The 12,814-nt window shown below is 71.4% G+C and carries 9 protein-coding genes and 1 tRNA gene; 6 read left to right on the top strand and 4 right to left on the bottom strand.

Annotation, left to right across the window (positions count from 1 at the left end):
• The first annotated feature begins 41 nt into the window (after window positions 1-41).
• Entirely contained in the window at window positions 42-1,445 is a 1,404-nt protein-coding gene (locus tag ACWCWD_RS04870) for a tyrosine-type recombinase/integrase (RefSeq protein ID WP_450770259.1), read from the top strand.
• A 136-nt stretch (window positions 1,446-1,581) separates the two neighbouring features.
• Here the strand turns inward: ACWCWD_RS04870 and ACWCWD_RS04865 are convergent.
• Window positions 1,582-1,671 (bottom strand) — tRNA-Ser (locus ACWCWD_RS04865).
• A gap of 54 nt (window positions 1,672-1,725) precedes the next feature.
• Window positions 1,726-3,483 (bottom strand): S1C family serine protease, encoded by a 1,758-nt coding sequence (locus tag ACWCWD_RS04860; RefSeq protein ID WP_450770257.1) that lies wholly within the window; start codon window positions 3,481-3,483, stop codon window positions 1,726-1,728.
• Window positions 3,484-3,681: 198 nt separating this feature from the next.
• Between ACWCWD_RS04860 and ACWCWD_RS04855 the strand changes: the two genes are divergently transcribed.
• From ACWCWD_RS04855 to ACWCWD_RS04845, 3 genes are all read left to right on the top strand, one after another.
• Window positions 3,682-4,509 (top strand): glycerophosphodiester phosphodiesterase, encoded by an 828-nt coding sequence (locus ACWCWD_RS04855; RefSeq protein ID WP_450770256.1) that lies wholly within the window; start codon window positions 3,682-3,684, stop codon window positions 4,507-4,509.
• An 89-nt stretch (window positions 4,510-4,598) separates the two neighbouring features.
• Window positions 4,599-5,228 carry an ATP-binding protein gene (locus ACWCWD_RS04850; RefSeq protein WP_450770254.1) on the top strand — a complete coding sequence of 210 codons (630 nt, stop codon included), beginning with the start codon at window positions 4,599-4,601 and terminating at the stop codon, window positions 5,226-5,228.
• Window positions 5,229-5,557: 329 nt separating this feature from the next.
• Window positions 5,558-6,526, top strand: a complete 969-nt coding sequence (locus tag ACWCWD_RS04845; protein ID WP_450770252.1) for a DUF5926 family protein — start codon at window positions 5,558-5,560, stop codon at window positions 6,524-6,526.
• Window positions 6,527-7,368: 842 nt separating this feature from the next.
• Here the strand turns inward: ACWCWD_RS04845 and ACWCWD_RS04840 are convergent.
• Window positions 7,369-8,034: a bifunctional DNA primase/polymerase gene (locus tag ACWCWD_RS04840; RefSeq protein ID WP_450770250.1), complete on the bottom strand. Its 666-nt coding sequence runs from the start codon at window positions 8,032-8,034 to the stop codon at window positions 7,369-7,371.
• A 718-nt stretch (window positions 8,035-8,752) separates the two neighbouring features.
• On the opposite strand from ACWCWD_RS04840, the gene ACWCWD_RS04835 reads away from it, so the two are divergent.
• Window positions 8,753-10,261, top strand: coding sequence for a PP2C family protein-serine/threonine phosphatase (locus ACWCWD_RS04835; protein WP_450770248.1), 1,509 nt, complete (start codon window positions 8,753-8,755; stop codon window positions 10,259-10,261).
• A 201-nt stretch (window positions 10,262-10,462) separates the two neighbouring features.
• Window positions 10,463-11,950: an aminopeptidase P family protein gene (locus ACWCWD_RS04830; protein WP_450770247.1), complete on the top strand. Its 1,488-nt coding sequence runs from the start codon at window positions 10,463-10,465 to the stop codon at window positions 11,948-11,950.
• A 37-nt stretch (window positions 11,951-11,987) separates the two neighbouring features.
• Here ACWCWD_RS04830 and ACWCWD_RS04825 read toward each other — a convergent pair whose 3' ends face one another.
• Window positions 11,988-12,545, bottom strand: coding sequence for an ATP-binding protein (locus ACWCWD_RS04825; protein ID WP_450770246.1), 558 nt, complete (start codon window positions 12,543-12,545; stop codon window positions 11,988-11,990).
• Window positions 12,546-12,814: the final 269 nt, after the last annotated feature.

Raw genomic sequence — 12,814 nt, 5'->3', positions numbered from 1 at the left:
GAGAGGGCCCGCCATGGCGGGCCCTCTCTTTTTGGAGAGACATGCTCACCTTCGAAGTTGTCATCTGGTCCATCCGGCAACGCAAGGGCCGGCCAAAGCCCTGGGAACTGCGCTGGCGGGTCGGCAGCGAGGGGCATTCCAAGAGCTACATGCTGAAGCCGCAGGCCGACGGACGACGTACTCAGCTCATGGCCGCCCTACAAGACGGACAGCGGTTTGACGAGGAGACCGGTCTCCCCGAGAAGGAGCTTGCCGCGCTCTCCATGCCGACGTGGTACGAGCACGCCAAGGCATATGCGCTGATGAAGTGGCCCGGAGCGGCGGCTAAGCATCGAGCGAGCATCGCTGAATCCCTTGCTGTCGTGACGCCCGTTTTCACGACCTGCCGGGGCGCGCGCCCTGATGCCCGCGTGCTCCGAAACGCCCTCTATCAGTGGGCGTTCCGGGCCGTAGACGGTCCGGGAGACCAGTTGGTCTCGCGCGCTGACGGCCGAGACCTCCCGAACAACATCCGCGAATCCCTGGAGTGGGTTGCCGAGCACTCCATGCGGGTGGAGGAAGCTGCGAAGCCGGAGCACGTACGAGCGGCACTGTCGGCCCTCTCCAAGCTCTTGAACGGAAAGGCGGCGGCGGAGAACACGGCGAACCGGAAGCGCATGGTGCTGAGCAATGCCTTCCGGTACGCCGTTGAGGAGCGGGGTCTTCTCACCCGCCATCCGTTCCTGTCCGTCGACTGGACCGCGCCCCAGACTTCGGATGAGGTCGACTTCCGCTGGGTGCCCGGCCCACGGCTCGCTCGCGCTCTGCTCGCCGCCGTGGCCGCACAGGGGGCACGGGGCGAGCAACTGGAGGCGTTCTACGGGGCTGTGTACTACGTAGCGACGCGCCCCGGCGAGGCCGTGGCCCTGCGGGAGTCGGATTTCCAACTGCCGCCGGAGAGCGAGCCGGACGCGTGGGGCGAAGTCCTGCTCTCGGAGAGCCACCCCGAGGTGGGAAGCGGCTGGACCGACAGCGGGAAGTCCCATGACGAACGGGGGCTCAAGCACCGCGCCCGGAACTCCGTACGCGCTGTGCCCGTCCCGCCGGTGTACGTCCGCATGGTCCGCGCACACATCGCCCGGTTCGGCGTAGCACCGGACGGCCGACTGTTCCGGGCGGTGCGCGGGGGCCGCCTCACGTCGAACGAGTACTCCGAGGTCTGGAGCGAGGCACGGACGGCAGTACTCAGTGAGCGGGAGCAGGGCACCCCATTGGCAGACGTTCCGTACGCGCTGCGGCACGCTGCGATCTCGCTGTGGATCAAGTCCGGCATGGACCCGGTGGAGGCCGCATACCGCGCCGGCCACAGCCTCGCGGTCCTGTACCGCTTCTACGCCAAGCTCCTCAAGGGAGGTTCGGCGGCGGCCAATCTCCTCGTTGACCAGGGACTTCTGGCCGAGGAGTAGGGCCGATCCTGGCCCGCACATGGCCCACATGCGCTGATCTGCGGTGGGAAATGGGGGCATGAGGTGAGACAAGGTGAGCGCAAAGGACGGGCCCCCGAACCGGGGACCCGCCCTCTGACCTGCTAACTCTCTGAGCTGGCGGTGGGTGTGGGATTTGAACCCACGGTGACATCGCTGCCACGACGGTTTTCAAGACCGTTCCCTTAGGCCGCTCGGGCAACCCACCCCGGTCCCCGGAGCGACGGGATCGCCGCCGGGGAACGGCCTACAGCCTAGCCGGTCAGCTGTCGCCCTTGCGCTCGCCCAGGGTGAGTTCGACGGTGGACTCCTTGCCGTCGCGCTCGTACGTCAGCGTGACCCGGTCGCCCGGCTTGTGGGTCCAGATCTCGCCGATAAGGGTCGGGCCGCTGTCGACGGGGGTGTCGTTGAACTTGGTGATGACGTCGCCGGCCTTCAGGCCCGCCTTGGCGGCGGGGCCGCCCTCGGCGACGGCGGAGGTGCTGCCGGAGCCCTGGTCGGAGATGACCGCGCCCTCACCGTTCTCCGACATGGTGACCGTCGCGCCGATGACCGGGTAGACGGGCTGGCCGGTCTTGATGAGCTGCTCGGCGACGTTCTTCGCCTGGTTGATCGGGATGGCGAAGCCGAGGCCGATGGAGCCGGCCTGGGTCTGGCCCGAGGAGCTGCCGGTCGACTGGATGGCGGAGTTGATGCCGATGACCGCGCCGGTGGCGTCGAGGAGCGGGCCGCCGGAGTTGCCCGGGTTGATCGAGGCGTCGGTCTGCAGGGCGCTCATGTAGGAGCTGCTGCTGGAGGCGGAACCGTCGCTGGAGGCGACCGGGCGGTTCTTCGCGCTGATGATGCCCGTGGTGACCGTGTTGGACAGGCCGAAGGGGGCACCGATCGCGATGGTCGAGTCGCCGACCGCCACGTTGTCGGAGTTGCCGAGGGCCAGCGGGTTCAGGCCGGACGGGGCGTTCTTCAGCTTGATGACGGCGACGTCGTAGCCCTCGGCGCGGCCGACCACCTCGGCTTCGTACTTCTTGCCGTTGGAGAAGGTCGCGGTGAGCTTGCCGCTCTCCGCCGCGGAGGCCACCACGTGGTTGTTGGTGAGGATGTGGCCTTCCTTGTCGTAGACGAAGCCGGTGCCCGTGCCGCCCTCGCCGTCGCCGTTCTGGGCGTCGATCGTGACCACGCTGGGGAGGGACTTGGCGGCCACGCCCGCCACCGTGCCGTCGGCGCGCTTGAGTGCCTTGGGGGTGTCGGCGGCGCTGATCGTCGTCGAACCGGAGGAGCCGCCGTCGTTGTTGTCGGCGGCCCAGAAGCCGAGCGCGCCGCCGATGCCGCCGGCGACGAGCGCCGTCGCGGCGACCAGGGCGACGAGCCCGCCCGCCCGGCGCTTGCCGGGGCCCTTGGGAGCCTGCTCGGCGGAGGCACCCCAGACCTCGCCGCCATGACCACCGTCGCCGCCGCCGGCGTACGCCGGGACGGCCGGTGGGGCCGGGGGCGGCCACGAACCGGCGGGCGCGGCGGTGTGCGGCGCGGGGTACGCCGGGGCGGCCTGCGGCGCCGGGTAGGCGGGCGGAGGCGTGTGCGGCGCCGGGGCGTGCGGCGGGAGGGGCTGCGTCGCGTCGGCCGCCGGGGCGTGCGCGGGCGCCTGCGGCTGCTCCGGCGCCGGGGTGTGCGCTGGCTCGACGACCGGCTGTACCGCGGTCGGCTGCTCCGGAGCCTCGGCGGGCTCGGCCGGGGCGGCCGGTGCGGGAGTGGTGCCGTACGGTCCGGCGGGCTCGGCCGACGGGGAGGTGTCGTCGGCCCGGCCGTCCGCGTACGGCGGTTCCTGGGGCTGCGCGGCGGGCTCGGACGGGCCCTGCGGCGCCGGGGCCGCGTCGTCCTGATGCGCCGTCGCCGGTGCCTCGGGCGCCGGAGGTGCCTCCCGGCGGGGGTCCTCAGGAGCGGCGGCCGGCACGGGAGGTACTGACGGAGCGGGCGGTACGGCGGGGACCGCGGCGCCCTCGTGGCCCTCGTTCTCGGTGCTCACAGCTCTTTACTCCTCGGTTCCACTCGGCGTTCGGCAAGAGATCCGCTCTGCAGTGTCTGGGCCCAAGCTTTGCCCAGAACACGTCAGGCCACTGTAAACAGGACCTGTGCATCCGCACGCCAATCTTTACATCAGACAAAACGGCACTCCTGGTACAAGGAACGCACAGCCGTCGCGTCGCGGTGGCACCATGACGCGGTGACCGAAGCGCACCAGCCCTCCAGCCCGTCTCCCATCCAGGTCGTGGCCCATCGAGGGGCCTCCGACGACGCCCCCGAACACACCCTGGCCGCGTACCGGAAAGCCATCGAGGACGGCGCGGACGCGCTGGAGTGCGATGTCCGGCTCACCGCCGACGGACAGCTCGTCTGCGTGCACGACCGGCGGGTCAACCGCACCTCCAACGGGCGGGGCGCGGTCTCCGCCCTCGAACTCTCGGAGCTCGCCGCGCTCGACTTCGGCTCCTGGAAGGACCGCGAGGAGTCCCCCGACTGGGACCCGGTGCCCGGCGAGCTCACCTCCGTACTCACCCTGGAACGCCTGCTGGAACTGGTCACCGAGGTACGGGCGGCGGGCCGGCCGCTCCAGCTCGCCATCGAGACCAAGCACCCGACCCGGTGGGCCGGGCAGGTCGAGGAGCGGCTGCTGCGCCTGCTCAAGGAGTTCGGCTTCGACGCCCCGCCGGCCGAAGGCCCCTCGCCGGTCCGCGTCATGAGTTTCTCCGCCCGGTCCCTGCACCGGGTCCGCACCGCGGCCCCCACCCTGCCCACCGTCTATCTGATGCAGTTCCTCACCCCCCGCCTGCGGGACGGGCGGCTGCCCGTCGGCACGCGGATCGCCGGGCCGGGGATGCGGATCGTACGCAACCACCCCGACTACGTCCGCCGGTTGCACCGCGCCGGGCACCAGGTGCACGTCTGGACCGTGAACGAGCCGGAGGACGTGGCCCTCTGCGCCGAACTGGGGGTCGAGGCAATCATCACCAACCGGCCGAAACAGGTGATTTCGCAGCTCGGACGCCCGTAGGACGCGTCGCCGGAGTGCCGTCACCCCCGCTCCCCGAACCCGTCACAGGGAGTGCACCGGCGCATTCGATGCGTGCAGTCCCGTTACGAGTGCGTCACCAGAGATGCTTTGACCGGTTTCCGGCGCAGCTCAGAGGGGCATCCCATTCGTGGCGTGGGGCAAAGGAGGTCTCGGGGGTGACGTTGGTGGTGGCACAAGAAGTGCCCACGTCGTCGAGCATGGCCGTTCCTCACGGCCCTGCGGGCGTGAGGCAGGCGCGGCACCGGATGCGCGCGCAACTGCGGGACAACGGGGTCTCGGACACGGTCGTCGACGACGCGGTCCTGATCCTTTCCGAACTCCTCAGCAACGCCTGCCGGCACGGCAGGCCGCTGGGGCAGCACGTGGACGTCGGTGACGGCGACGTCCGCGCCGCGTGGCACGTGGACCGCCGGGGCGGCCTGACCGTGGAGGTCACGGACGGAGGCGGGCCGACGCGGCCCATCCCCTCCACCCCCTCGGTGACGGCCCGGGGCGGACGCGGGCTGAACATCATCAGTGCCCTCTCCGAGAAGTGGGGCGTCAGGGACGACGCCCCGGGCGAGGTCACGGTCTGGGCGCTGGTGGCGGCGGAGGAACGGTTCGACGGGCTGGAAGGCCTGGACGGTCTCACCGGCTTCCAGGCACTGCCCGGATTCGAAGGGTTCGACGGCCTGGACCTCGACGGGCTGACGGCCTAGGAGCCGTACGAGACGGGCTGACGCCCAGGAGCCGCAGACAGGGTCCGGACGGCAGTCCCGGTACAGCAAATCCCTGTACGGCAGTTCCCGTACAGCAGTTCCTGTACAGCAGCTCCTGTACGAGGTTCCGTACGGAACAGCCGGGCGCAGCCCCGGCGGCAGAGCCGGACGACGGAGTCCGGCACCGGAACGACGAGCCGCGGTCGGCACCGCGGCGGGCGGGCGGCGCGAGGCGGCGCCCGGGACGCGGCCGGCGGTCGGGCCGGAAGCGGACGAGGCACTAGGCTCGCGCCTCAGACAGCACCGTCGCAACCGGGAGAATGCCGACCATGGCCAAGAAGCGCCCTCAGACGACCAAGGCCGCGAAGCCGCAGGTGAAGGACGGGGAGATCCCCGTCGTCGGGGCCCGCGAGCCCTGCCCCTGCGGTTCGGGACGCCGGTACAAGGCGTGTCACGGACGCACCGCCGCGCACGCGGTGACCGAGCTGGTCCAGCGCCCGTTCGAGGGGCTGCCCGGGGAGTGCGACTGGGTCGCGCTGCGCGAGCTGGTGCCCGCCGCGACGGTCCCGCTGACGCTGAAGGACGGGCTGCCCGAGGGCGTCCCGTCCGTCACGCTGGCGACCGTGCTGCCGATGGCCTGGCCGGCACTCCGCCGCGACGACGGCTCCATCCTGCTCGCCCTGCAGAACGACACCTCCTCCGGTGACCTGAGCCGCGGTCTGGCCGACGCCCTGCAGCAGGCGCTGGAGGCCGCGCCCGGCACGCCGATCGCCGCCCGCCGGGTCGCCGCGGACGGTCCGCGCCTGCAGGACCTGCTCGCCGCCGACGCTCCGTTCGAGCCCGTCGTCCACTCGGGCTTCGAGTTCTGGGTGCCGGACGCGGAGAACGCCACGGCCGAGGTGACCGCTTCCCTGGAGCGCGCCAACGACGCCGCGATCCCGACCTCGCTGCTCTCCTCCGTCGACGCCGCGTACTGGTGCGAGACGCCGGAGAAGAACCACCTGCGCTGGGTCATGCCGCACCCCGAGGAGAAGCTCCTCGACGCGCTCGCCCGGCTGCACGCCGCCGGCACCTCCTCGCTGGGCGAGGGGACGCGGCTGGTCGGTTCGTTCCGTGCGCACGGTCTCGTCGTCCCGGTGTGGGACCTGCCGAGCGCCATGACCGCCGAGGAGTGCGAGAAGCCGGCGGCCGAGTTCGCCGGGCGGCTCTCCGAGGCGCTGGCTTCCGACGCCCCGCTGACCGCCGAGGAGCGCCGTGCGCGCGGCGGGCTCACCAACCGCCAAGTGACGCTCAGCTGACAGTGACGGAGAGCGGGTCCGGCCGGTGACTCGCGTCACAACAGGACGTGCCGACGAGTAAATCCCCGCCCTCATAGGCGAGATCGAATTTGCGAACGGCAGATCTCTTGTTACGGTTCTGAAAGCCCGGTCGCTGGTGCATCCCCCGTCGCCAGCGATCGGGCGTCTCAATTCCGGGTACGGCCCGGCCCGCGGCGAAGCCGTGAGCGGCCCGCCGCCCCGCGCCCGACGGGCCCCGAGCCCCTCGCACCCGCCGTCCGGCCTTCCCGTACGACGCCCGCCCGGTACCGCGCGACACCGCGTTCGTACGGTGACCACGCCTCAACCCGTGTCGCCCGCCGGGCGCTTGCCGCCCGTACCCGTGTCCACTACCCGTCGCACCCCGTCTTCCCGGGGCCGCGCGCGCCCCGCCCCCGCAGCGGACGGGGGCTCACCCCGGGTACCGCGCACGACAGTTGTGGTCCCGCTGTGCGCTCCCTGTGCCCCGGGCACCCGCCCTCCCCGGCCTCCCTGACGGCGCACAAAGGGCCGGATACGGACGGAAGTCCGACGCCGCATTCCTTATTCGACAGATATTCAGGAACGAGGGAGGAAGGCATTCCAGAAAGGCGGTCGGGTTCGAAATCCGGTCATTAATTCGCATGCGCCTCACCCCTCCCTTCCCGCACCTGAATCCCGCGTCCACGAAGGCCTGCGGGAATGCTCCCGAGCGATGCTCTGCGTGATGCTCTGCGCAGGGGGCGGCCAGAACTCTCCCACCGGGAAAGTCGCGAAATAGCCGGATCGCCCGGGATTCGTATCCCGTACGGGACGACGCAGGCCCACCCCCGGACGCCGGCCCTTCAGTAGGCGAGCCGGCTCCCGCCGCCCGGGGCACCCGTACTGGCCTCCACGAGCGCGTCCAGGACCGTCCCGACGTCCGGCAGCCAGGGCGCGGCGCGCTTGGTCAACGGGGCCCGCTCCCAGCGCACCGGGCCGTCGCCCTTCCCCGCGGGCGGCACCACCAGGTAGCCGCCCTCCCCGTGGAAGCGCAGCGAACTCGGCACCCACTCCTGGGCGTGCAGCAGCTCACCGAGGCGCTCCAGGGTGTACGGGCGGACCAGCAGCGCCCACCGGGTCGGCGTCGCGATCACCGGCCCGATCCGCAGCCCCCGCGCGTCCAGCACCGCGAGCGCCTGCGCGGCGCTCGCCGCCGGCAGACTCACCGCGCACGGCGCACGGCCGCCGGTGGCCAGCAGCACCGGCGCGGAGGGGCGCCCGGTCCACCACCAGCGCACCATCCGGGCGTCCGTGGTGGCCGCGAGCAGTCCGGGATCGAAGGGGTGTGCGCCGGGTACCACGCACTCGGGGTCGGGGCAGGCGCAGCCGCTCCGGGCCGCGGACAGCCCCACGCCGGGGAGGACCGGCCACTGCCAGCCGATGGCGCAGGTCAGCGCCGCGTCCAGCCGGGCGGTGCCGTCCCCGCGCCGGAACAGGTTCCCGCGTCGCCTTCCGGGGATCTCGCGCATGAGCGCTCGTTCCTTTCCGTTGAACGCCGAGGTCCACGTCACCGTCCGCGTATCGCACTGCTTCGCGTCGGTGACTCTGACTGTGCGTAAAACACTGCGTAAACCACTGCGCATGTCACTGCGCACGTATCAATGCGCACGGCGCCGCGTATGTCACCGCGCAGAACACTGCGCACATCACTGCTGCGTGCATCACTGCTGCGTGCATCACTGCCGCGTGCATCACTGAGCATGGACAACCGTGCGTGCGTGACTGCGCGTGCGTGCTCATCGGGCCGCTTCACGGACGCATGGGGCACCGGACGGAACCGGGCCGAGCGCGATGGAGCGAAGACGGGTCGAACCGGACCGTGCCTGAGTCGAACGGCCTTGCGGAGTCGAGCTGTCGGGAGCCGGGCCACGTCGTGCGGCGCCCCGGTCGCGGCGGTACGAGGAAGGCAACACCCCGCGCGTGCCGCCCGAGCGGGGTTCCGCTGCTCCTGGGCGGGGCGTCACGGACAAGGACGTCCGTTCCCGCCACCGGGTTCCGGGGCGGACCCAACTGCCCCGCGCTCCAAGGATTACGTACCCCGCACGACCGGATTGACGCTCCACCCCGCACAACACCCCGGGGGGCACTGCCCGTCGAACTCGTCCAGTCGACCGCAAATACCTGTCGCCTGCTCCACTTTTCGGCCAACTTAAGTATCGCGTGGACACCAGGAGTCTCGCAAGGACAATGCTGGACATCGCCTTACTTGTACGTGTACATGTGGATGCCTTGATAGTGGCGCAGAATGACAGGGGGGTTTGCGATGCTATTCGACGGAACTCGCCGGTCGGAAAGCCGGAGGCCATGAGCGCCCGACACCTGCCAAAAGTGGCTGGAATCAATCCAACAGTTCCGGTTTCAACGCACACTCCGGAGCCGCTGACCACCGTGCCACCCGCACCCGGCGCCTTCCTCCAGGACCGGCTGGCCGGATGGGTCTCCGATCTCACCACCCTCCACGAGCTCACCGAGCGCCTCGCCGCGACGCACACGCTCGACGACGCGCTCCCTGAGCTGCTGAGCGCCGGAGCCGCCCTCGTCGGGGCGCCCCGCGGCCTCCTGACTCTCGAACCGGCCGACGGCCGGGGCCCGCGCACCACCATCGGCCTGGGCCTCGGCCACGCCGACCTCGGCGCCCTCGAAACCGTCCCGCGCGGCGCCACCCCGCACGGCCGGATCCTCGACGGCCCGCCCGCCACCACGGCCCCGGTGAGCAGCCCGGACCTCTTCGCCGAAGCGGACCTCGACCCCCGGCACCGCGAGGTCGCCGTACGGCTCGGCTACGCCGCCAGCTACGCGCTCCCCCTCGCCGCCCGGTCCGGCACCCTGCTCGGCGCGGCCGTCTGGTTCTACGACGAGCCGGCCGAACCCCTGGAGCGGCAGCAGCACCTGGTCGGGCTGTACGGGCGGTACGCCGCCGAGCACCTGGCCCGCCTCCTCGAACTCGAACGCGCCCGGTCCGACCTGGCGGTCGTCGCCGAGGAGCTCCTGCCGAGCCGGCTCCCCCGCATCCCCGGCGTACGGCTGGCCGCCCGCCACCGCCCCGCACCGGACGGCGGCGGCGACTGGTACGACGCCCTGCCGCTCCCGGACGGCGCGCTCGGCCTCTCCGTGGGCTCCGCAGGCGGCTCCGGCCCGGGCGCGATGGCCACCATGGGACGGCTCCGCTCGGGGCTGCGCGCGTACGCCGTCATGGAGGGCGAGGACCCCGTCGCCGTCCTCTCCGACCTGGAACTGCTGCTCCGGCTCACCGAGCCCGCCCGCACCGCGACCGCGCTCTTCGCCTACTGCGAGCCGGCGCTGCGCCGGATCGTGCTGGCCGGTGCCGGGCACACCCCGCCGCTCGTCGTCGGCGACCGGCGCACCGAGTTCGTCGAGACCACCGTCTCCGCCCCGCTCGGCATGCTCGCCTGCTGGGAGGCGCCGAGCGTGGAGTTCACCCCCGAATCGGGGGAAACCGTTCTTCTCTATACCGACGGGCTGCTGCGCCGCACCGGCGACTCGACGGACCGGGCGTTCTCACGGCTGCACGCCGCCGCCGCCGGGGTGCCCCGGACCGCCCGACACGACCCGGAGGCGGTCGCCGACCACGTACTGCGCACCCTGCTGCCCGGGAGCGGGATCGGGATCGGGAACGGAAACGTCCCCGCGGACCGCACGGACGACGTGGTCCTCCTCGCGGTCCGCTTCGACTGACCGCCCGGTACGCCTCCCCCTTGAGGACGCGTACCGGAGGCACTTCCTCCACTTCAGGTGTCCGCGCAGATCAGCCGCGTTCTCCGGGATCCGCGCGAGGCATGAGCGGAGCCGTTCGGTAAGAGGCCCTTCGGCCCTGGGCCCCCTTCCGTACGCCCGTACGATGGTGGGGCCCAGTGTCGTAGCAAGGAGAGACAAATCGTGTCCGACGAGCGCACCCCGGAGACCCCGGAAATCGAAGCGACCGAAGCGGCCGAAGAGACCGAGCCGATCAAGACCCGGAAGAACGGCCTGTACCCGGCCGTCTCCGACGAGCTCGCCGACAACATGAAGTCGGGCTGGGCCGACACCGAGCTGCACGGCCTCGCGCCGCTGCCGCAGGCCGCCCACACCGCCGACCGCCGCGCCGCGCTCTCCGCGCGCTTCCCGGGCGAGCGCCTCGTCGTCCCCGCGGGCAACCTGAAGACCCGCGCCAACGACACGGAGTACGCGTTCCGCGCCTCCTCCGAGTACGCCTACCTCACCGGCGACCAGACCCACGACGGCGTCCTCGTCCTGGAGCCGAAGACCGACGGCGCCGGCCACGACGCGACCGTCTACCTGCTTCCGCGCTCCGACCGCGAGAACGGCGAGTTCTGGCTCGACGGCCAGGGCGAGCTGTGGGTCGGCCGCCGCCACTCCCTCACCGAGGCCGAGCAGGTGCTGGGCATCCCGGCGAAGGACGTCCGCGAGCTCGCCGCCGCGCTGAAGGAGGCCACCGGCCCGGTCCGCGCCGTCAGGGGTTACGACGCCGGCATCGAGGCGGCCCTGACCGACAAGGTCACCGCCGAGCGCGACGAGGAACTGCGGGTGTACCTCTCCGAGGCGCGCCTGGTGAAGGACGCCTTCGAGATCGCCGAGCTCCAGAAGGCGTGCGACATCACCGCGCGCGGCTTCGAGGACGTCGTGAAGGTGCTCGACAAGGCCGAGGCGACGAGCGAGCGCTACATCGAGGGCACGTTCTTCCTGCGCGCCCGCGTCGAGGGCAACGACATCGGCTACGGCTCCATCTGCGCCGCCGGCCCGCACGCCACCACGCTGCACTGGGTCCGCAACGACGGCGCCGTCCGCGCCGGCGAGCTGCTGCTGCTCGACGCCGGCGTGGAGACCAACGACCTCTACACCGCCGACGTGACGCGGACCCTGCCGATCAACGGCACGTTCTCGCCGCTCCAGCGCAAGATCTACGACGCGGTGTACGCGGCGCAGGAGGCGGGCATCGCCGCCGTGAAGCCGGGCGCCGACTTCCGCGACTTCCACGACGCCGCGCAGCGCGTGCTCGCCGAGCACCTCGTCGCGTGGGGCCTGCTCGGCGACCTCACCGTCGAGAAGGTCCTGGAGCTGGGCCTCCAGCGCCGCTGGACCCTGCACGGCACCGGCCACATGCTCGGCATGGACGTCCACGACTGCGCCGCCGCGCGCACCGAGACGTACGTCAACGGCACGCTGGAGCCGGGCATGTGCCTGACGGTCGAGCCGGGTCTGTACTTCCAGGCCGACGACCTGACGGTGCCGGAGGAGTACCGCGGCATCGGCGTCCGGATCGAGGACGACATCCTCGTCACCGAGGACGGCAACCGGAACCTCTCCGACAAGCTGCCGCGCAGCTCCGGCGAGATCGAGACCTGGATCGCCGGTCTCAAGGGCTGACGCCCACCGCACGGGAACAGCGCCGGGGGCGCGCCGCTCAGGAAACCATGAGCAGCGCGCCCTCGCGCCATTTCAGTGTCTTGTCGAAGCTCACCACGGTTCCGCGTCCCGGCCGGTTGCCGATGTGGACGTGGTCGGCGAGCTGTTCGATGAGTCCCAGGCCACGGCCGCTCTCGGCCATGTCCCAGGGGTCGGCGGCGCAGTCCGGCTTCGTCGCCGGTGCGCCGCGGGTATCGGAAGGATGTGCTGCGGGGCGAAGGGTTCGCCGGCTGGGAAAGCCCGGTCCGGAGTCCGCCACCTCGATACGGCAGGTCTCGCCGTCCAGGTACGCGGTGACCCGGTACTGACCACAGGCGCCCGCGTACCGGTCCTCACCGGCACGGCCGGAGGCGGGGCCCCCGTGGCCGCCCTGGTCGGCGGCACCGTCCCCGCCGTGTTCCACGGCGTTGGCACAGGCCTCGGTGAGCGCCACCGACAGGTCGTAGGAGATGTCCGGATCCACTCCCGCCGTCTCCATGCTGCCGAGGAGAAATCGACGGGCGAGCGGAACGCTCGCGGCTTCGCGCCGCAAATGGAGTGACCACCACATGCTCATGCTCCAGCCTCCTGGCTGCGGCTCGACATACCGATACGTATTGCCGTGGAGGGCACCCCGTAAGCACGGTTCTGCCGTGATGGCCCTCATTCGGCGGACGCGAATATTCCGCTTGCCGGTGTATGTCCGGACCCGCAGGCCCGGGGCACCTCTGTCACCAGCTACAACGACCGTCACACCCGTCACGTTCTGCATCCCGCGCAACAGTTCCGCTTCCCGTACAACGCACCCCGAACCGTACGGAAGATGACCTTCCGGACCTGCCGCCC

The sequence above is a fragment of the Streptomyces sp. NPDC001493 genome (assembly GCF_053597235.1).
The sequence above is the reverse complement of the archived record's forward strand: the minus strand, read 5'-3'. Positions and strand labels throughout refer to the sequence as shown.

Bases quoted from the DNA above. Each gene is read 5' to 3' on its own strand.
- ACWCWD_RS04870 (WP_450770259.1), top strand. From the start codon at position 42: ATGCTCACCTTCGAAGTTGTCATCTGGTCCATCCGGCAACGCAAGGGC.
- ACWCWD_RS04845 (WP_450770252.1), top strand. From the start codon at position 5,558: ATGGCCAAGAAGCGCCCTCAGACGACCAAGGCCGCGAAGCCGCAGGTG.
- ACWCWD_RS04840 (WP_450770250.1), bottom strand. From the start codon at position 8,034: ATGCGCGAGATCCCCGGAAGGCGACGCGGGAACCTGTTCCGGCGCGGG.
- ACWCWD_RS04835 (WP_450770248.1), top strand. From the start codon at position 8,753: ATGCTGGACATCGCCTTACTTGTACGTGTACATGTGGATGCCTTGATA.
- ACWCWD_RS04825 (WP_450770246.1), bottom strand. From the start codon at position 12,545: ATGAGCATGTGGTGGTCACTCCATTTGCGGCGCGAAGCCGCGAGCGTT.